The sequence below is a fragment of the Trinickia sp. Y13 genome (assembly GCF_029522115.1).
In the GTDB taxonomy this organism is placed as follows: Bacteria; Pseudomonadota; Gammaproteobacteria; order Burkholderiales; family Burkholderiaceae; genus Trinickia.
In genome coordinates this window covers 104,394-124,011 of record NZ_JAKWFK010000010.1, presented here as the reverse complement: position 1 = coordinate 124,011, position 19,618 = coordinate 104,394, and the positions used below count along the sequence as shown (strand labels likewise).

Annotated in this window: 16 protein-coding genes; 13 read left to right on the top strand and 3 right to left on the bottom strand. The window is 60.3% G+C overall.

What is annotated here, in order from left to right:
* The first annotated feature begins 31 nt into the window (after positions 1–31).
* The 12 genes from tviB to MMB74_RS18640 are packed head-to-tail and all read left to right on the top strand — an operon-like array spanning position 32 to position 14,349.
* Positions 32–1,309, top strand: a complete 1,278-nt coding sequence (gene tviB / locus MMB74_RS18695) for a Vi polysaccharide biosynthesis UDP-N-acetylglucosamine C-6 dehydrogenase TviB (protein ID WP_277430152.1) — start codon at positions 32–34, stop codon at positions 1,307–1,309.
* Positions 1,310–1,334: 25 nt separating this feature from the next.
* A complete protein-coding gene (locus tag MMB74_RS18690; protein WP_277430151.1) occupies positions 1,335–2,441 on the top strand; it encodes an NAD-dependent epimerase/dehydratase family protein in 1,107 nt (368 codons plus the stop codon).
* Between the two features lie 60 nt (positions 2,442–2,501).
* Positions 2,502–3,761 (top strand): flippase, encoded by a 1,260-nt coding sequence (locus MMB74_RS18685; protein ID WP_277430150.1) that lies wholly within the window; start codon positions 2,502–2,504, stop codon positions 3,759–3,761.
* Entirely contained in the window at positions 3,758–4,753 is a 996-nt protein-coding gene (locus tag MMB74_RS18680; protein ID WP_277430149.1) for an EpsG family protein, read from the top strand. The genes MMB74_RS18685 and MMB74_RS18680 overlap by 4 nt, the downstream gene beginning before the upstream one ends.
* 2 nt (positions 4,754–4,755) lie before the next feature.
* A complete protein-coding gene (locus MMB74_RS18675) occupies positions 4,756–5,694 on the top strand; it encodes a glycosyltransferase family 2 protein (RefSeq protein ID WP_277430148.1) in 939 nt (312 codons plus the stop codon).
* Complete coding sequence (locus MMB74_RS18670; RefSeq protein WP_277430147.1) at positions 5,691–6,752, top strand: glycosyltransferase family 4 protein; 1,062 nt, start codon at positions 5,691–5,693, stop codon at positions 6,750–6,752. Before MMB74_RS18675 ends, MMB74_RS18670 begins: the two co-directional genes overlap by 4 nt.
* 2 nt (positions 6,753–6,754) lie before the next feature.
* Positions 6,755–8,752, top strand: a complete 1,998-nt coding sequence (gene asnB / locus MMB74_RS18665) for an asparagine synthase (glutamine-hydrolyzing) (protein ID WP_277430146.1) — start codon at positions 6,755–6,757, stop codon at positions 8,750–8,752.
* 8 nt (positions 8,753–8,760) lie between these two features.
* Positions 8,761–9,867, top strand: coding sequence for a glycosyltransferase family 4 protein (locus MMB74_RS18660; protein WP_277430218.1), 1,107 nt, complete (start codon positions 8,761–8,763; stop codon positions 9,865–9,867).
* A complete protein-coding gene (locus MMB74_RS18655) occupies positions 9,864–10,481 on the top strand; it encodes a sugar transferase (RefSeq protein WP_277430145.1) in 618 nt (205 codons plus the stop codon). The genes MMB74_RS18660 and MMB74_RS18655 overlap by 4 nt, the downstream gene beginning before the upstream one ends.
* Before the next feature lie 4 nt (positions 10,482–10,485).
* Positions 10,486–11,142, top strand: a complete 657-nt coding sequence (locus MMB74_RS18650; protein ID WP_277430144.1) for an acetyltransferase — start codon at positions 10,486–10,488, stop codon at positions 11,140–11,142.
* A 19-nt stretch (positions 11,143–11,161) separates the two neighbouring features.
* Positions 11,162–12,337, top strand: a complete 1,176-nt coding sequence (locus MMB74_RS18645; RefSeq protein WP_277430143.1) for a DegT/DnrJ/EryC1/StrS aminotransferase family protein — start codon at positions 11,162–11,164, stop codon at positions 12,335–12,337.
* A gap of 5 nt (positions 12,338–12,342) precedes the next feature.
* Entirely contained in the window at positions 12,343–14,349 is a 2,007-nt protein-coding gene (locus MMB74_RS18640; RefSeq protein ID WP_277430217.1) for a nucleoside-diphosphate sugar epimerase/dehydratase, read from the top strand.
* 88 nt (positions 14,350–14,437) lie between these two features.
* Here the strand turns inward: MMB74_RS18640 and MMB74_RS18635 are convergent, their stop codons facing one another.
* A complete protein-coding gene (locus MMB74_RS18635; RefSeq protein ID WP_277430142.1) occupies positions 14,438–15,136 on the bottom strand; it encodes a hypothetical protein in 699 nt (232 codons plus the stop codon).
* Between the two features lie 437 nt (positions 15,137–15,573).
* Here MMB74_RS18635 and MMB74_RS18630 point away from each other — a divergent pair, with 437 nt between their 5' ends.
* On the top strand, positions 15,574–17,472 hold the full coding sequence (locus MMB74_RS18630) for a nucleoside-diphosphate sugar epimerase/dehydratase (RefSeq protein WP_277430141.1): 1,899 nt from the start codon (positions 15,574–15,576) through the stop codon (positions 17,470–17,472).
* Between the two features lie 18 nt (positions 17,473–17,490).
* On the opposite strand, the gene MMB74_RS18625 is transcribed toward MMB74_RS18630, so the two are convergent.
* Positions 17,491–18,594 (bottom strand): glycosyltransferase, encoded by a 1,104-nt coding sequence (locus tag MMB74_RS18625; protein WP_277430140.1) that lies wholly within the window; start codon positions 18,592–18,594, stop codon positions 17,491–17,493.
* Positions 18,594–19,616 (bottom strand): UDP-glucose 4-epimerase GalE, encoded by a 1,023-nt coding sequence (gene galE / locus MMB74_RS18620; RefSeq protein ID WP_277430216.1) that lies wholly within the window; start codon positions 19,614–19,616, stop codon positions 18,594–18,596. Before galE ends, MMB74_RS18625 begins: the two co-directional genes overlap by 1 nt.
* Between the last annotated feature and the right edge of the window lie 2 nt (positions 19,617–19,618).

The window sequence follows — 19,618 nt, the reverse complement described above, 5'->3', positions numbered from 1 at the left end:
CCGCTTATCAATTCAGTCTCTTTCGTCGCGCATGAACCTTAACCAAGCAAAAATCGCCGTCATTGGCTTGGGCTACGTCGGCTTGCCGCTCGCTGTCGAATTCGGAAAGCTTCGTCCCGTCGTGGGCTTCGACATCAATCCTGCGCGCATCGCAGAGTTGCAGTCCGGTGCCGATGGCACGCTCGAAGTCAGCCCCGAGGAACTCGCAACCGCGCAGCAGCTTGCGTTCACCTGCACCGTCGACGATCTCCGAGATTGCACGGTATTCATCGTCACGGTGCCCACGCCCGTAGACAAGGCCAACCGCCCCGACATGACGCCGCTAGTCAAGGCCAGCGAAACGGTTGGCCGGGTGATGCCGGCGGGTGCCGTGGTGGTCTACGAATCGACCGTCTACCCCGGTGCGACCGAGGAGATCTGCGTGCCCGTGCTGGAGCGGTTCAGCGGCAAGTCGTTCAACGTCGACTTTTTTTGCGGCTACAGCCCTGAACGGATCAACCCGGGCGATAAGGAACACCGTCTGCCCACGATTCGCAAAGTGACGAGCGGCAGCACGCCGGAAGTGGCGGATGCCGTGGATCGGCTCTACGGCGAGATCATTACGGCCGGGACGCACAAGGCAAGCAGCATCAAGGTGGCCGAAGCGGCAAAGGTCATCGAGAACACGCAGCGAGACGTCAATATCGCATTGATGAACGAACTCAGTCTCATCTTCCATAAGCTCGGCATCGACACGCTGGAAGTGCTTCAGGCCGCCGGCACGAAGTGGAATTTTTTGCCCTTCCGGCCAGGGCTCGTCGGCGGGCATTGCATCGGTGTAGACCCATACTATCTGACGCATAAGGCGCAGGAGGTGGGATACCACCCCGAAGTCATTCTGGCCGGTCGCCGCATCAACGACAACATGGCGCATCACGTGGCCGACGAAACGATCAAGCTCATGCTACGCAAGGGCTTGCCCGTGCTCGGCAGCAAGATCCTCGTGCTTGGTCTGACGTTCAAGGAAAATTGCCCCGACGTGCGCAACACGAAGGTCGTGGATATCGTCAGCGCGCTCGAAGCGTACAACGCGCAAGTCGACATTTACGATCCTTGGATCAACGTGGCCGATGCCGAGCACGAGTACGGCCTGAAGTGCTTGACGCAATGCCCTGAGCCGGGCCAATACGCCGCGGTGGTGTTGGCTGTCGGCCATCGCCAGTTCGTGTCGATGGGAGCGCAGGGGATCAAAGCGCTGGGCCAGCCTGGTGCGGTGCTTTTTGATGTGAAAGGCATCTTGCCGCTTGGAGCGGCAGATGGACGTTTGTAAAACGGATGTAGTGGGGCGACCGAACATGTCAGGGGTATCTTCTCACGCGAGCGCGTACGAACAGTTGCGGGATCGTCTTGCCGGCGAGCCGCGCACGTGGCTCGTGACGGGCGTCGCCGGCTTCATCGGCAGCAATCTGCTCGAAACGCTGCTGCGGCTCGATCAGCGTGTAGTCGGCTTGGATAACTTCGCGACCGGCCACCAACGCAACCTCGATGAGGTCCGCGGCCTAGTGACGTCGGCGCAGTGGGCGAATTTCAGGTTCGTCCGGGGCGATATTCGTAATCTCGACGATTGCAAGGGCGCTTTCGTGTTTCCCGGATCCATGGATGGAGGAGTCGGAGCCCCTGGTGGCGAGGCTTATCCGGTCCAGCATGTGCTCCATCAGGCTGCGCTGGGTTCCGTTCCACGAAGTCTCGTCGATCCCATCGCCACGAACGAAACCAATATCACTGGTTTCCTGAACATGTTGGTCGCGGCGCGCGATGCACAGGTCAAAAGCTTCACCTACGCTGCCAGCAGCAGCACGTACGGCGACCATCCGGGGCTGCCGAAGATCGAAGATCGAATCGGTTCGCCGCTGAGCCCGTATGCCGTCACGAAGTACGTCAACGAACTGTACGCCGACGTGTTCGCCCGTTGCTACGGCTTCCGAACCGTGGGCTTACGCTATTTCAATGTATTTGGGCCCAGGCAAGATCCGCAAGGCGCCTATGCGGCGGTGATTCCGAAGTGGACGGCCGCGCTCCTGGATGGTGAAGCGGTCTACATCAACGGGGACGGTGAGACGAGCCGCGACTTCTGCTACATCGCCAATGCGGTTCAGGCGAACCTGCTGGCGGCTACGGCCGAAGGCGACGATGCGACGAATCAGGTGTACAACGTCGCGGTCGGTGATCGGACTACCCTGAACGGCTTGTTCGCGTCGCTGCGAACCAATCTCGCGGCGCACGGCGTCGCCCCCGACGTGCAGCCTGTCTATCGCGATTTTCGTGCCGGGGACGTTCGTCATAGTCAGGCAGACATCGGCAAGGCCGTACGATTGCTGGGCTATGCGCCGACGCACCGTATCGAGCACGGACTACAAGAAGCAATGAGTTGGTACGTCGACTTTCAAAAGCTGCGTCGATGAATTGACGCGCTGGGGCATCCGCTTCCGGCGACGTCCGGCGATGCGCCCAACCTATAAAAAATGCGTACATCACACGTTTCTTGGAATCTGTTTGGCTTGGGCCTGCCGCTGCTAATCGCGGCGGTCACTGTTCCGCATTTGCTCTCCGCGCTGGGTGGCCAGCGCTTCGGCTTGCTCGCATTAGCCTGGGGCTTGATCGGCTATGGCGGCGCGCTTGATCTCGGTATCGGTCGCGCGACGACGCAGCGCATCGCCGCTTTGCGCGACGGCCATAAAGAGCGCGAGATTCCCGATGTATTGGCGACGGCGACCCGCTTGACGCTCGCGACAGGTGGTGCTGGCATGCTGCTGATTGCGCTCGCGGCATTCGCTGGTGCTGGCAGGTTGGTGCATGCGGGCGAAGTGCCGCAGACCGAGATCCGCTCGGCCATCCTCTTGCTCGCCTTGGCGCTGCCGATGCAAGCGGTGAGTGCGACTTATCGCGGTGTAAACGAAGCTTTTCTCAGGTTCGAACGCATCACGATCGTGCGCGTGCTGCTCGGCGCCGCCAATTTCGGATTGCCGTACTTGATCGCGTTGCAGACCACCCGCGTCGATCTTCTGATTGCGAGCCTGGTCGTATCGCGCGGCCTCGCACTGGTGTTTTACCGCTTGTTCGCGCTGCGATGTCTCGCCTCGCTCGGCAGCCGCGGAAAGTACATGGCGCCGGTCGCGCGGCAGTTGTTCCATTTCGGTGGCTGGTTCACTGTCAGCAGTGTGGTGAGCCCGTTGCTGGTGCAGGCGGATCGATTCTTCATCGCTGCAATCCTCGGCGCCGCAGCGGTCACCACGTACGTGATTCCGTACGAAGTAACCGTGCAGACGCTCATCTTGTCGAGCGCGGTAACCACCGTCGCATTCCCCGCCATCAGCCGCCTGTTGCACACCGATCCCGAGCAGGCGAAGCGCTTGTTCAACCGTTGGCTCAAGCGCGTATTGGTCGTGATGGTAGTCGGCTTGACTGTATTGGCCGTGATCTTGCCTATCCTGTTGACGGTTTGGCTGCACAAACCTGCAGATCCGGCTTCCGTCGCCGTAGGGAGGATCTTGTGTATTGGCGTGATCGCCAATTCCATGGGGGCCATGTATTTTGCGCTGCTCCATGCGAGGGGCAAGACCCGCGTTACAGCGATCGTTCATCTGATCGAAGTGCCGCTTTATGCCGCGGCGCTGGTCGTGCTCGTCAAATACTTCGGGGTCGAGGGTGCCGCCGTGGCATGGGCGCTACGGATGCTGTTCGATACGACATGTTTGAAGGTGTTGTCCAAGGAGGCTGTGTGAGTGACGTGCTTCGTCAGCGCGCTCGGACGGCGGTCAATATTGCATTTCTTGCCACGCTGGCTGTCTTCTTGGGCGTGATTGCCGGGCATCAGTACCTCGGCGAGAGCCGTGACTATCGCTACTATTTGTGGTTTTTTCGTCTGGCGCGCTCGAGCCAAGGCATTGCCCAGATCGATTCCAGATTCGAGGTTGGTTTTCGATTTTTAATCTATTGCCTGAGCTTGTTGGGTTTCAGCAATGTCCTGATCTACACCGCGATCTGTTCGTTCTGCGTGTTGCTGAAGGGGTTCGCATTTCGGGCCGCTGAGGTGACGTGGTGCGCCGCGTCGGTCTTCTTGTATTTCTACCTGACGCGGTATTTTATCTTGTTCGAGATGACGGTCTTGCGCGCGTCGATCGCGTTCTCGATTGCTTTTTTCGTGTACTTCAGAAAGCGTGACACGAAATTTCATTGGCATGAATTCCTGCTGTTGGTGGCAGCAATCGGATTTCACTACTCGGCGATCGTGTTTTTGATTGTCTATTTTACGGGAAGGCTGAATGCGCGCGGTGTCGTGGCCTTCGGCGTGCTCGTGTTTTTGCTCGGATTCTTCGGCAAAATTGTGCTTTTTACATGGTTCAGATCGGTGTTGCCGGTGCTTCAATCGTATCCTGCGTGGAAGATCCCGAGCACAATTGTTCCGATCCCGTTCATGTTTGATATTGCTATGGTGATCGTCGCGCTATTTTTATGGAAGCGCAGCGATGTGGCGATGAAGTATTCGATCGTTGGTATCGTGCTGAGCGTAGCGATCCACTTTTCGATGGTCGGCTATCCGACGATCGCGGGTCGCTTCAGAGAATTGCTGTCGATGTTTATCCTGGTTTATGTCGTCAGAGCGACATTGTCTGAGGATCGAATGCTCAAGCTGCTTGCCGTTTCGTTTGCGCTGTTCAGCGGGGCGCTGCTGTTTTATGGAATGCTTTTCTACGAGCCGTTACTGACGCCATGAATTTGATTGATATCGTGATCGTGAATTGGTCGTCCGGCGGGCAGTTGCTCGATGCCATGCTGAGCTTGAGGCGTTTCGGCAGCGAGTTTATTGCTTCCGTGGCGATCGTCGATAACGCCTCGATCGACGACTCACTCGAGCGCGTTGTTGCCAAGGGTGATTGGGACTTCCCGGTTCATGTGATCAGAAATAAGAGCAATCGGGGGTTCGGTGCGGCGTGCAATCAGGGTGTCGCCTTGGGCAATGCCGAGTACGTTTTGTTTCTGAACCCCGATGCGCGTGTGTTCGAGGATTCACTGTCGTCACCGCTTGCGTTTATGGAGCGTGCCGAGAACGCCAACGTATTCGTTACCGGCATCCGGCTGATAGACGAGCAGGGGCATACGTCGCGCGCCTGCGCGCGCTTTCCCACAGTCGGCATGTTCGCGGCGGCGGCTCTCGGCCTCGATCGGCTGCCCGCGCTGCGCAGCTACACGCTTCATATGGCGGATTGGGACCATGGCGAGACGCGAGACGTCGATCATGTGATCGGTGCCTTTTATTTGATTCGAAGGAGAATTTTCGAATCGCTCCAGGGATTCGACGAACGTTTCTTTGTTTATCTGGAAGACCTCGACCTGTCGTTGCGCGTAAAGCAGGCCGGCGGGCGCGTGGTATATTTTGCCGATGCCCAAGCGTTTCACGCGGGCGGTGGCACTTCGCGGCAAATCAGAGCGACCCGTTTGTTCTATTCTTTGCGTAGCCGCCTGCTATATGGCTTTAAGCATTTTTCTCGCGTGCAGGCTTGGGCATTGGTTGGCGTGACGATGTGTATCGAGTCGATCTCGCGGTTGCTGTTTGCCGCGGTACGGGGCGGCCTCGAAGATGTTCGCAACACGCTGCGAGGCTACGGCATGCTTGCGCGTTCGTTGCCCGCGATTTTGAAAGCGTCGAAACGATGAAAGTTCTTGCGCTGACTCGTTACGGCAGGCTAGGGGCCTCGTCGCGCGTGCGCATGCTGCAGCACGTTTCATGGCTTGAAAATGCAGGCGTTCAGGTCGACGTGCAACCGCTGCTCGCAGACGACATGCTCCGCGGCCGGTATGAGTCGGGATCGTACGGCCGCGGTGCGCTGCTCGCCGCCTATCGCGCACGCATGCAATGTTTGAGGCGTCGCCGTCGCTACGATTTGTTGTGGATCGAGAAGGAGGCGTTACCGTGGTTTCCGGCTTCGATCGAGCGCACCTTGCTGCGCGGTGTCCCCTATGTGCTCGATTACGACGACGCGCTCTTCCATAATTACGACCTGCATCGTTCGAAATGGGTCCGCCGTTTGTTGGGGCGGCGCATCGATCGCCTAATGGCGGGAGCGAGCCTGATCGTCGCGGGCAACGAATACCTTGCGCAGCGTGCGCGCGATGCGGGTGCGCGATGGGTCGAAATTGTCCCGACAGTCGTCGATCTGGACCGCTATCCAATCGATGCGGTCGGCCACGATGGCTCGGTGCAACGTATCGTTTGGATCGGGTCGCCTTCGACGGCCGTCTATGTGAGGGAGCTCGCGGAGCCTCTACGCAGGCTGGCGGCACGTTACGCAATCAAGTTGCGTGTAATAGGCGCCGAGATGTCGATACCGGGAGTCGATGTGGAGTGCGTGTCGTGGGCCGAAGATACGGAAGCCGAATCAATCGCTCAATGCGACATCGGCATCATGCCGCTGAAAGACACGCCTTGGGAACGAGGCAAGTGCGGTTACAAGTTGATTCAGTACATGGCGTGTGGTTTGCCGGTGGTCGCCTCTCCCGTGGGCGTCAATGTGCAGATCGTGCGTGAGGGCGAGAACGGGTTTCTCGCCGACGGGCCGCAAGACTGGGAGATCAAATTGGGCCAATTGCTTGAGAGTTCGCCTTTGCGCTCGGCGATGGGCGCCGCTGGACGGGTTCGCGTCGAGCAAGCATATTGCGTACAGCGGGTCGCGCCCCGGCTTGCCCAAATGTTGATTCGAGCAGGAGCGCGCTGATCATGTGCGGAATCACAGGATTTATGGGCGGCAAGCTTGCCAAGGTTGAGGAGCGTGCGGCCGTCCTCACCGCGATGGCCGATCGGATCCGTCATCGCGGCCCTGACGACGGCGACGTCTGGTGCGACCTGGATACGCTCGTGGGGTTCGGTCACCGCCGCTTGGCCATCGTCGATTTGTCACCGGCGGGGCATCAGCCGATGAAATCGGCCAGCGGCCGCTATGTCATAGCGTATAACGGCGAAATCTATAATCACCTCGCGCTTCGCGAGGCATTGGAGCGGGCCGGTGCCGCGCCGCAATGGCGTGGCCATTCCGATACGGAAACCCTGTTGGCGGGGATTGACGCCTGGGGCATCGACGCCACGTTGCGCCGTGCAGTGGGGATGTTCGCCATTGCGTTGTGGGATCGGCAAACACGCGTTTTGACGTTGGCGCGCGACCGGATCGGGGAGAAACCGCTCTACTACGGTTGGCAGGGAACGGCCGGCGCAAGGTCTTTTCTGTTCGGCTCCGAGTTGAAAGCCTTGCATGCGCACCCAGCGTTCGAAAAGCGGATCGACCGCGACGCTTTGTGCGTCTACATGCGCCACAACAACGTGCCGGGCGAGCATTCGATCTATCAAGGAATCCACAAGCTACTGCCCGGCCATCTGCTCGAGGTTGCTCCGCATCGACCCGAACCGGTGTTGCGCTCGTATTGGTCCGGCGCGCAAGCGGCGCTGCAAGGCGCGCGCGAGCCGTTCGCAGGCAGTGCCGACGAGGCGGTGGATGCGCTCGAACGGTTGTTGAGAGATGCCGTTCGGCAACAGATGATGGGCGACGTGCCGCTGGGGGCATTCTTGTCCGGCGGCATCGACTCGTCGACGGTTGTGGCGCTGATGCAGGCGCAATCTTCGCAACCGGTTCGGACGTTTTCGATCGGATTTCACGACGATGTCTATAACGAAGCCAAGCATGCCAAGGCGGTAGCGGCGCACCTAGGCACCGACCATACGGAGCTTTACGTTACGGCGGATCAGGCAATGGCCGTGATTCCGCGATTGCCCACGCTCTATGATGAACCGTTCGCCGATTCGTCGCAGATTCCTACCTACCTCGTCAGCGAGTTGGCCAGACGGCGCGTGACCGTTTCGCTCTCCGGCGATGCGGGGGACGAACTGTTCTGCGGGTACAACCGCTACCAGATCACGGCCAGCCTCTGGCGGCGGCTTTCGGCGGTGCCGTCGAGCGTGCGCTCGGCCGCTGCATGGCTCCTCACGCGCGTTTCGCCGCGCAGCTTGAATCGCCTGGCCGCGTCGCATCCGGGCGCCGCACGCTGGGCCAATATCGGCGAGAAGATTCACAAAGGCGCCGGCGTGATGGCGGCCGGGTCGCCAGCCGAACTGTATCTCGGCATGGTGTCTCAATGGCAAAACCCGGGAGACATCGTCGTGGGCGGGGTCGAGCCCGCCACGCTGCTCACGGGCGCCGCGCCGGAACTCGACGGGCTTGGCGAAGTCGAGCGGATGATGGCGCTCGATCTGCTGACGTATCTCCCGGACGACATCCTGACGAAGGTGGATCGTGCAGCGATGGGCACGAGCTTGGAGACGCGCGTCCCGTTTCTCGATCACCGGGTCGTCGAATTCGCGTGGAAATTGCCGCTCGACTACAAATTGCGGCTGGAGGACTCCAGTTACACCACCAAGTGGGTTCTGCGGCAAGTACTCTACCGGCACGTGCCGCGCACCTTGATCGAGCGGCCCAAAATGGGCTTCGGCGTGCCGATCGACAGTTGGTTGCGCGGGCCGCTGCGTGACTGGGCGGAAGACCTGCTCAGCGAGCAGCGTTTGCGCCGTGAAGGGATGTTGAACTCCGCGCCGATCCGCCGGAAGTGGCAGGAGCACTTGAGCGGGCAGCGCAATTGGCAGCATCCGCTCTGGTGCGTGCTTATGTTTCAGGCCTGGTTGGCCAACGAGACAGCGTTCGATTCGACGCTGGCGGAGCGCGCCGCGTGAAGTTCTTGATGATCGCGAGTTTCGCCGAGTCGCTGGTCGGGTTCCGCGGGCCGCTAATCGCCGCACTCCAAGCCAAGGGGCTAGAGGTCCACGTCGCCGCGCCCGATTTGCCCGCGTCGCACCCGGTGCGTGCGCGATTGGAGGCGCAAGGGCTCATCGTCCATGACGTGCGGATGCGAAGGACGGGTACTGACCCTTTGGCGGATCTGCGCACGCTGCTGGACCTGCATCGCTTGATGCGCCGCATTCGGCCGGATTTTGTCATGGGTTATACGATCAAGCCCGTTATTTACGGAACATTGGCCGCGTGGCTGGCGCGCGTGTCGCGTCGTTTCGCGCTGATCACCGGCCTGGGTTACGCATTTCAGCAAGAGAGCGGGCGAGGCCGTTTGCGAGCGCTCGTCCAGCGGCTCTATGCGCTAGCGCTTAGCCGCGCGGACAAGGTTTTCTTCCAAAACCCGGACGACGAGGCGATGTTTCGCCAGCGCGCGATCTTACCCGCCCGCGTTCCTTCCTGTGTGGTCAATGGCTCGGGTGTCGATGTGAGCAGTTTTCAGGCGGTGCCTTTGCCCGAGGGAGATCCCCGTTTCCTGCTGATCGCGCGCTTGCTTGGGGACAAGGGGGTGCGCGAGTATGTGGAGGCGGCGAGGCGGATTCGTGCGAAAGGGATGAAGGCCTCGTTTGCGTTGGTTGGGTGGATCGATTCGAATCCGGATTCGATCAAGCAGGAGGAACTCGATGCTTGGGTGGGCGAGGGCGTAGTCGACTATCTTGGAAAGCTGTCGGATGTTCGGCCCGCGATCGCGAGCAGCACGGTGTATGTGCTGCCGTCGTATCGTGAGGGGACACCGCGCACTGTGCTCGAGGCAATGGCAATGCAGCGTGCTGTGATCACGACGGACGCCCCCGGTTGCCGCGAGACGGTGGTGGACGGCGTGAATGGGTTACTCGTACCGGTCAAATCCGTTGAAGCACTCGAACGCGCGATGCAGCGCTTTATCGACGACAAAGCGTTGGCTAAGACAATGGGCCTGCGTGCGCGCGAAATCGCGGTCGAGAAATACGACGTCCATAAGGTGAATGCCATCATGCTGGGCGAGATGGGAATTTCATGAAGCGGCTTTTCGATATTGTGATCGCCGGTACCGCGCTGATCGTCTTCGCTATTCCGTTGCTGGCCCTGACGTGGCTAGTGCGGCGCAGGTTGGGTAAGCCCGCTTTCTTTCGCCAGATTCGGCCTGGCCTAAACGCGCGCCCGTTTACGATGCTCAAGTTTCGTACCATGACCGACGCGCGGGACTCAGGCGGTCAGTTGTTGCCCGATGCACAGCGTCTGACGCCGTTTGGCCGCTTCTTGCGATCCACGAGCCTGGACGAGTTACCGGAGCTTTGGAATGTCCTGAAGGGCGACATGAGCTTGGTTGGGCCGCGGCCCTTACTGATGGAGTATCTCCCGCTGTACACGCCGCAACAGGCACGTCGCCACGACGTGCGGCCGGGGGTTACCGGCTGGGCCCAAGTGAACGGCCGCAATGCTCTCAGTTGGGAGGAGAAATTCGCGTTGGACGTCTGGTACGTCGATCACCGCACACTCTGGCTGGATCTGAGGATTTTGTGGTTGACGCTGCGCAAGGTGCTCGTGCGCGAAGGGATTAGCGCGGCCGGCGAAGCCACGATGTCCAAGTTCACGGGTAGCGAGAAGAGTCCATCCAAGCAACCGAAGAGATGAATCGATGAAAAAATTTGCCATTTTCGGCGTGAGCGGTTTCGGCCGCGAAGTGCTGCCTTTGTTGCGTCGACAACTGCAGGCGGAGCAAGAACCTTGGGAATTGGTGTTCGTCGATGACAATCCGTCGGGATCCCACGCAAACGGCCAACGCGTGCTCACTTACGCGCAATGGATGGCGGAGCCGGCTACGTCGCGGCATATCAATATCGCCATCGCCAATAGCGGTGTGCGTGAGAAGCTCGCTGCTCGATGCGAGAGCGACGGCGTGCAGTTCGTGACAGTAAAGGGGGAGAACGTTGTCGAACTGGATGCGATAGAAATGGGTCCAGGCGCAACGCTGTGCTCGTTTGTCAATCTCACGAGCAACATTCGGGTCGGCAAACACTTCCATGCCAACATCTACAGCTATGTGGCGCACGATTGCGTCATTGGCGATTTCGTCACGTTCGCCCCGGGCGTCCACTGCAACGGAAACGTTGTGATCGAGGATCACGCCTACATCGGCACCGGTGCAATTCTGCGCCAAGGCGAGCCGGGTGCGCCGCTCGTCATCGGGCGCGGCGCGATCGTGGGCATGGGCGCCGTCGTCACCAAGAGTGTTGCCGCAGGCACGACGGTTGTCGGCAATCCGGCTCGGCCGATGGAACGCCGCTCCAATTGATGTCCCCTAGGACAATACAATGCTCAATACTCCCTTTTCCCATTGGCCCAATTTCACCGATGAAGAGGCTGACGCCGTGCGGCGAGTGCTGTTGTCGAACCGGGTGAACTACTGGACCGGTACCGAATGCCGCGAGTTCGAACGAGAGTTTGCCGAGTGGACGGGTACCGGTTACGCCGTGGCCTTGGCTAACGGCACGCTGGCACTGGATCTCGCTCTGAAAGGTCTCGGCGTCGGCGCGGGCGACGAGGTGGTGGTAACGCCGCGCACGTTCATCGCTAGCGTGTCCGCAGTGGTTAATGCTGGCGCAACGCCGGTGTTCGCCGATGTGGACGCCGATAGCGGCAACCTGTCAGCAGAAACGATCGCGCGTGTTCTCACGCCGCGCACGAAAGCTGTGATTTGCGTCCATCTGGCCGGCTGGCCGTGCGACATGGATCCGATCATGGAATTGGCCGAGCGGCATGACATCAAGATCATCGAGGACTGCGCTCAGGCGCACGGGGCACGTTACAAGGGGCGTCCTGTAGGCTCGATCGGCCACGTCGGCGCATGGAGTTTCTGTCAGGACAAGATCATGACCACCGGCGGCGAAGGTGGGATGGTCACGACCGACGACGAAGCCCTTTGGCGCACGATGTGGGCCTTTAAGGACCATGGAAAGAGCTACGAGGCCGTGTATGAGCGCCAACATGCTCCCGGTTTTCGCTGGCTGCATGAGAGCATCGGGACGAATTGGCGGATGTTGGAAATGCAAGCCGTGATCGGCCGAATTCAATTGCGGCGCATGACCGATTGGAGCGAGAGGCGCGCTGCGCATGCCGCGGCCATTTGGGCAGCGTGCAAGCCGTATCCATCGGTACGCGTGCCCGAGTTGCCTGCGGGTAGTGTGCATGCGCACTACAAGTGCTATGTCTATGTGCGGCAGGACCGGCTTGCAAGCGGCTGGAGTCGCGACAAAATCGTCGAGGCCATCAATGCTGCCGGCGTGCCGTGTTACCAGGGCTCCTGCTCGGAGGTCTATCTCGAGAAGGCATTCGACGATACGGGGTGGCGGCCGGCACAGCGGCTGCCTATCGCTCGCGACCTCGGCGAGACGAGCCTGATGTTCCTCGTGCATCCCACGTTGACGGAGGCTGAAATCGCCAAGACCTGTACGGTTGCGAGCGATGTATTGGGGCGGGCTAGCAGGTGACTAGACTGACTGTCCGCTTGTTGGCGTTGCCGCGTTCGGCAAAGCGCTTCGTCGTCGTCGCCGTCGACCTGATTTTGGCGTTGTTTTCGGTTTGGTTTGCGTTCTACCTGCGTATCGACCAGACCGGCTTGCCGCACGCACAGCAGGGATATGTTTATTTACTGGCGCCCCTGTTGGCGTTCCCGCTGTTCGTACGCCTCGGCCTGTATCGCGCGATCTTTCGGTACACGGGCATGGCGGCATTGGCTAGCACAGCCAAGGCGGTCGGCCTTTACGGCGTGCTGTTTTTTCTTGCCCTCATGCTACTCAAGCTCGACGGCGTGCCGCGCAGCGTCGGGCTGATACAGCCGATCCTATTCCTATTGCTCGTGGGCGCGAGCCGCGCCATGGCGCGCTTCTGGTTGGCCGGTTCGTCGGTTGTAAAGATGGGGCACGCGGAAGGCCGGCTGCTGATCTACGGTGCCGGCGCGGCCGGCGTGCAGACGGCGTCCGCACTTGGCATCGGGCGTCAGTTCGTTGTGCTCGGCTTCATCGATGACGACCCCGCCAAGATCGGCCGCAGCATCAACGGCGTCGACATCATGGGCCCCGGCGGCGTGCGCGACGCCGTCGAGCGCATGGACGTGACCGATATCCTGCTCGCCATGCCCTCGTTGGGAAGAGCGCGTCGCAACGCAATCATCGACAGCCTCCGCGAAGTGCCTGTCCATGTTCGCACGCTGCCGGGGATGGTCGATCTCGCATCTGGCCGCGTCACGGTGGGCGATATCCAAGAGTTGGACGTCGAGGATCTATTGGGCCGTGCGCCTGTCCCCCCGGACGCCGCTTTGCTCGCTCACAACCTCTCGGGCAAAACGGTGCTCGTGACGGGCGCGGGCGGGAGCATCGGCAGCGAGCTTTGCCGTCAGATCATTCTCGAGCGGCCCGTGCGGCTCGTGCTCGTCGAGCACAACGAGTTCGGTCTCTATACGATACATCGTGAGCTCGAAGGCCTTTGCACCGAACACCATTTGCCGGTCGAAGTCGTTCCGTTGCTCGCGAGCGTGTCCAATCTTGGCCGTTTGCGCGAGATATGCCGGCATCACCGGCCCGATACCGTCTATCACGCGGCGGCCTACAAGCATGTGCCGCTGGTTGAGTGCAACCCATCGGAGGGCGTGCTCAACAATGTCTTCGGCACGTTGAATATGGCGCGCGCTGCGATGGAGGGCGGCGTCGAATACTTCGTCCTCGTCTCGACCGATAAGGCGGTGCGCCCGACGAACGTGATGGGCGCGAGCAAGCGCTTGGCGGAAATGGTGTTGCAAGCGCTGGCTGCGCGCGATGCGGCGTCTTTCGGGATATTGGATTCCGTGCCTGCCGATGGCGATGGAGCTTTGGCCGGCGATAGCGTTGCAAATCGCACGGTATTCGCCATGGTCCGGTTTGGCAACGTACTAGGCAGCAGTGGCAGCGTCGTGCCGCTCTTTCGTCGGCAGTTGATAAAGGGGGGGCCGTTGACGGTCACGCATGAAGAGGTGACTCGCTATTTCATGACCATCCCGGAGGCTGCGCAGTTGGTGCTGCAGGCCGGAGCGATGGCGCGTGGCGGCGAAGTATTCGTGCTCGATATGGGGCGGCCGGTCAAGATCGTGGATCTGGCCAAGCGCATGATCCAACTGGCCGGGCTGTCAGTTCGCGACGAGCGTAATCCGGGCGGCGACGTCGAACTCAAGATCACTGGCTTGCGCCCAGGCGAAAAGCTCTACGAGGAACTGCTGATTGGGGACAATCCCGAAGCCACCGCGCACGAGCGCATCATGAAGGCACGAGAAGATTTTATGGATTGGTCCGACTTGGCGCCTGTGCTGGTCGAGATACGGCAGGCGGCGGAAGCGAACGACCGCGAAAACATCGTGAAGGTACTGTGCGAGCACGTGCATGGCTACGAGCCGCAACGTGCAGAGCCGTGCGATACAACGCTTGTTCCTCGGGACGACATGGGGCGGCCGATCGAGACTGCCGCTCCCTGAGATCGCGGCGGGGCGGCTCGAAAAGGGTTTCAATACCTGCCGCCGCTTTCGGTTCCGCAGACCCCAGCGGCTCGCTTCGTCCCTCAGGTTACCGGCGCTTTACAGCGGGCCCCAACGCAAGTGCCGCGCCCACCAGCAAACCCAGGAGCGCGCCCGCAGCGATCAGCAATTTTGCACTGGGCGATCGCGGCTGCAGAGGCGCGTACGGGGCCTCCACAATGCGTGTCGGGTAGGTGTTCATCGGGCTCAACGCTTGCTGAAGCACGGTGATCTGCTGTTTCAACTGCAGGATCTGCGAACTGATCTGGGTTGTCATGTTGGTGACCAGGATATTCCGCGCGCTATCGAGAGCCGCTTTACCCTGATCAGCCGAGGAGCGGATGGCCTGATAGCCGAGGGCGTAATCTGCCTCCGCGGCGGCAAGCTTCCTCGACGAGTTGTCGAACTCGCGTTTCATGCCGTCGACCTCGGGATCGTACAACTGCCGATGCGCAGTTGAAAGTTCGTCGAAAGCAAAGCGCAATGCAGCCTCTGCTTGCTGGCGCGAGTAGGCCGTCACGTGAAGGTGAATCAGGTTGGGGCTTGTCTCTTGCGTGGCGTTCAGCGAGTCGAAGATTTCCCTCGATGCCGCCGCAGCGTCCGGTGACGGCAATCCTAAGTCCTTGACGACTCGTAGCCGGAAAGAAGGCAGATTGTAGCGATCGATGACGGTGAGTGGATCTTCGATCTGACGACGGTCCAGCGTGGGGTTGCCAGGTGTCGTGATTTGTCCGATTTGAATCGTCATGGAGGCCGCCCATCGCAAGGGTACGAAGTGGGAGACTGCGGCCCCGGCGAGCGCGCCACCGACGCCGGCAAGGACGACGAGCTTGAGAGACTTGAAGAGTTGTCGAATCAAACTGCGAGGCGAAAATGTCGCAAAAGCGGGAGGTTCTTGGTGCATACGGAGGTACGTTCGGGGAATTTCTAGCACCGTTCCAACCCCACGGCTACGGTGTTCTAACTGATTATTGTAGCCCGAATTGCGGATGTCCCGGCAGATGCGACCGATTTGCGCAGCATGTGCCAGTAAGCGCTCGACGAATCGTCCAGTTTTCGTGATGCGGTATAGTGTTGCCTCTCTGCGCTTAATTGATGCATCGCAAAGCGCGTTGCACGCACCATCCGTTTGATCGCGACGTGGTCGCGAGCCATCATCTTTAACAACCTGAGGGTGTGACGCAGATGTTCCGACACAAAGCCTCATGGCAATCGGTTGCCGTTTTCCTATTCGACCTTTGTTCCGTCGCGGGGGCCTGGCTCTCCGCGTATATGCTCCGGTTCAACGGTGCCATTCCAGACACGTACTGGCACGAAGCATTGGCTTCGCTCGTCTGGCTTCTTCCGATTTATGGGCTGATGTTTCGCCTCTTCGGTCTCTACCGCGGGATGTGGGTGTTCGCCAGCTTGCCTGATTTGATACGCATTTCGAAGGCGGTGGCCTCGGCCGCGGTGGTGGCGACTGTGGCCTCGGTGATGGTTCAGCCCATGCCTCCGATGCCGCGCTCTGTCGTCATCGTTGCCCCGCTCCTGTTGTTTCTCGCGATGGGCGGTGCGCGCGCCTTCTACCGAACCGCTAAAGAATTCCACCTATACGGCGGGCTCGTCGCGCAAGGAAAGCCAGTCATCATACTTGGCGCAGGCAGCGCCGGTGCCAGCCTCGCACGAGAACTGACGCGCTCGCCCGAATGGCGGCTCGTCGGTCTTCTCGATGACGACGCCGCGAAGCGCGGACGCGAAATCTACGGCTATAAAGTGCTTGGCCCTATCAGTGCATTGGAACATTGGGCTCGTTCGCTTGATGCAGGGCATGCGATCATAGCCATCCCGTCCGCGTCAGTGGAACTGCAGCGTCGATTGTCGATGACATGCGTGCGCGCTGGCGTGCATGCGCTGGTTTTGCCCGCGCTTACCGAGGTTGCGCAAGGACAGGCGTTTCTCTCTCGCGTGCGTGAAATTGACGTCGAGGACTTGCTCGGCCGCGAGCCCGTAAAAATCGACACTGAGCATGTGGAGGCGCTACTGCGTGACCGCGTCGTCATGGTCACGGGAGCCGGCGGCTCGATCGGTTCAGAGCTCTGCAGGCAGATTCAACGGTTCTCTCCCGCGCAGCTCGTTGCGCTCGATTTGTCTGAATATGCGATGTATCGGTTGACCGAGGAGCTACGCGATTCGTTTCCCCACTTGCCTGTGGTGCCCATCGTCGGCGACGCGAAGGACTCGCTTCTGCTCGACCAAGTGATGTCACGTTACTCGCCGCATATCGTTTTTCACGCGGCCGCGTACAAGCACGTGCCGTTGATGGAGGAATTGAACGCATGGCAGGCGGTGCGCAACAACGTGCTAGGCACCTTGCGGGTCGCTCGCGCGGCCATTAGGCATGACGTCAAGCACTTCGTTCTCGTCTCGACCGATAAGGCCGTCAATCCGACGAATGTGATGGGGGCGAGCAAGCGGCTCGCCGAGATGGCCTGTCAAGCGCTTCAGCAAACGAGCAGGCACACGCAGTTCGAAACGGTTCGTTTCGGCAATGTTCTCGGGAGCGCCGGCAGCGTGATCCCGAAGTTCGAAGAGCAGATCCGCAAGGGCGGCCCGGTCACTGTCACGCATCCAGAGATCACGCGGTATTTCATGACGATCCCGGAGGCGTCGCAATTGGTGCTTCAGGCGTCGAGTATGGGCCGAGGCGGCGAGATTTTCATCCTGGACATGGGCGATTCGGTGAAGATCACCGACCTCGCACGAGATCTCATTCGTCTTCACGGGTACACGGAAGAGCAGATTCGCATCGTCTTCACCGGATTGCGGCCCGGCGAGAAACTGTATGAGGAGTTACTCGCCGACGATGAAAAGACCATCCGAACGCCGCATCCGAAGCTGCGCATCGCTTGTGCGCGCGAGGCGCCCGAGCGTTTTCTCGACGAACTAATGCCCTGGTTGATGCAGCACCGCACGCTGAGCGACGACGAGGTGCGGCGCGATTTGCGTCGATGGGTGCCGGAATATCAGACGTCCATCATGCCGACGCTGCAGAGCACGTTGGGGGCAGCGCAAGCGCCGCGGATGTCGCACGGCGCCGGCTGAGCGGTTGACGCTGAGCGGTCACTTCCCCCGACCGCGCCGCACCACCAACCACCGTGGCGCCTTAAACCTAACAATACTCACATAAAGCCAAACATACGTCGCCGCGAACAGGACCACAAACGCAAACAAATGCACCGTATGCTGCCAAAACAGCGTCGCCGGTATCACCCCGATCAGACACAGCAGCCATAGATACGGCGACGTATACGAATTCCTGCGCGTAATCTCATGCGCCGTCTTCGCCCCCACCGCCCACCGCATCAACCGCTTATAAACGAGCATATGCAGATGTACGCCATCCGGAATCCCTGGCGACATCCCGCGCACGAACTTCTTCCGGTAAATGGAAAAGCAAGTCTCGAAGATCGGATAAACGAACAGCAGCACCGGATACCAGGCCGACACCTCCCGGTGCCGCATCACCAGCGAAATCGCCAGCTCGGCAAGCATGAAGCCGATGAAATAAGCCCCACCATCCCCGAGAAAGATCAACCCGGCCGGGAAATTCCAGATAAAGAACCCGAGCACCGCCCCCATCATAATGAGCGACCCCGACAAGGCAACCGGGTCGCCCAGCCGAAACGCGACATACGCCAACGACGCAAACATCATCAACGCGACCATCGATGCGAGACCGTTGAACCCGTCGATGATATTGACCGCATTGGCGAGCGCCGCCACGGCCAGCACCGTTACACAGAACGACACCGCGGCATACGACAGCAGAAAGTCGAGCGGCGGCACGCTGATGCGGATCACGGCGATATGCAACGCGAAATACGCGATCGCGGCGGCGGCCATCGTCGCCAGTAGACGGGCCGAGGGCGAGACGCGTTTGGTCAGGTCTTCGATCAATCCCGAGCCGAATGCGGGTAGGCCGCAGGCCACCAGGGCAAGGATCCCGTACGCCACCGTGGGATACGGCCAGGCCAACTGCAACGCGGCGCCAATGAGGCCGATCAGAATGCCCACGCCGCCGATCCGCGGCACCGGGCGCACGTGGAATTTCTGAACGCCCGTCAAATCGCTGTCGACCGAAAACTTCTCGTGCAAATGCGCATAGCGAACGATCAACAACGTGACGAGCAACGAGATCAGAAAGGCGAGGGCAAAGCTGAGCATTACGCAAACCCCATCGGATTCATCTCCTGCCAGCGCCAATGGTCCGCGCACATCCGCTCGATCCCATACTGCGCGCGCCAGCCGAGCAGCTTCTCGGCTTTTTCGGTGCCGGCATAGCACGCGGCCACATCCCCCGAGCGCCGTTCGACGATCTCGTACGGCACCTTACGCCCGGATGCCGCTTCGAACGCACGCACGACTTCGAGCACCGAATACCCGCGCCCCGTCCCTAGATTCACCAACACGCTCGCATCTCGCGTATCGAGCGCATTCAGTGCGGCCACGTGGCCGCGCGCCAGGTCGACGACGTGAATGTAATCGCGCACGCCCGTGCCGTCCGTCGTGTCGTAATCGCCGCCGAACACGCGCAGCTTCTCGAGCTTGCCGACGGCCACCTGCGCCACGTAAGGCATCAAATTGTTCGGCACACCTGCCGGATCCTCGCCGATGAGCCCGCTTTCATGCGCACCAACTGGGTTGAAGTACCGCAGCGTAGCAATGCGCCAGCTCGAATCGGCGCGCTCGAGGTCACGCAAGATTTGCTCGCCGATGATCTTCGATTGCCCATAAGGGTTCGTCGCCGACATGGGGAACGATTCGTCCACGGGCGAGCGTTCGGGCACGCCGTAGACCGTCGCCGACGAACTGAACACGAATTTCTTGATCGCTCTTTCTCGCATCGTTTCGAGCAAGACGAGCAAGCTGTCTACGTTATTGCGGTAATACTCGATCGGCTTGGCGATCGATTCGCCCACCGCCTTGAGCGCCGCAAAATGAATGGCCGCGTCGATCGGATGAGCATCGAACACCGTGGCCAGCGCGGCTTTGTCGCACACGTCGATCTCGTAGAAGGGCACGGGCCGCCCGACGATCCGCTCGACGCGGCGCACGGCCTCGCGCTTGCTGTTGACCAAATTATCGGCAATCACCACTTCGTAGCCGTTGGCGATCAACTCCACTACCGTATGCGAACCGATGAAGCCCGCACCCCCCGTGACGAGGATCGTTCCGCGTCGTTGCACTG

What these genes read in the sequence shown, in the direction of transcription:
- asnB (WP_277430146.1), top strand. Translation starts at nt 6,755, where the DNA reads ATGTGCGGAATCACAGGATTTATGGGCGGCAAGCTTGCCAAGGTTGAG.
- MMB74_RS18625 (WP_277430140.1), bottom strand. Translation starts at nt 18,594, where the DNA reads ATGCTCAGCTTTGCCCTCGCCTTTCTGATCTCGTTGCTCGTCACGTTG.
- MMB74_RS18670 (WP_277430147.1), top strand. Translation starts at nt 5,691, where the DNA reads ATGAAAGTTCTTGCGCTGACTCGTTACGGCAGGCTAGGGGCCTCGTCG.
- MMB74_RS18645 (WP_277430143.1), top strand. Translation starts at nt 11,162, where the DNA reads ATGCTCAATACTCCCTTTTCCCATTGGCCCAATTTCACCGATGAAGAG.
- MMB74_RS18650 (WP_277430144.1), top strand. Translation starts at nt 10,486, where the DNA reads ATGAAAAAATTTGCCATTTTCGGCGTGAGCGGTTTCGGCCGCGAAGTG.
- MMB74_RS18660 (WP_277430218.1), top strand. Translation starts at nt 8,761, where the DNA reads ATGATCGCGAGTTTCGCCGAGTCGCTGGTCGGGTTCCGCGGGCCGCTA.
- MMB74_RS18655 (WP_277430145.1), top strand. Translation starts at nt 9,864, where the DNA reads ATGAAGCGGCTTTTCGATATTGTGATCGCCGGTACCGCGCTGATCGTC.
- MMB74_RS18635 (WP_277430142.1), bottom strand. Translation starts at nt 15,136, where the DNA reads ATGACGATTCAAATCGGACAAATCACGACACCTGGCAACCCCACGCTG.
- MMB74_RS18630 (WP_277430141.1), top strand. Translation starts at nt 15,574, where the DNA reads ATGTTCCGACACAAAGCCTCATGGCAATCGGTTGCCGTTTTCCTATTC.
- MMB74_RS18690 (WP_277430151.1), top strand. Translation starts at nt 1,335, where the DNA reads ATGTCAGGGGTATCTTCTCACGCGAGCGCGTACGAACAGTTGCGGGAT.
- tviB (WP_277430152.1), top strand. Translation starts at nt 32, where the DNA reads ATGAACCTTAACCAAGCAAAAATCGCCGTCATTGGCTTGGGCTACGTC.
- MMB74_RS18685 (WP_277430150.1), top strand. Translation starts at nt 2,502, where the DNA reads ATGCGTACATCACACGTTTCTTGGAATCTGTTTGGCTTGGGCCTGCCG.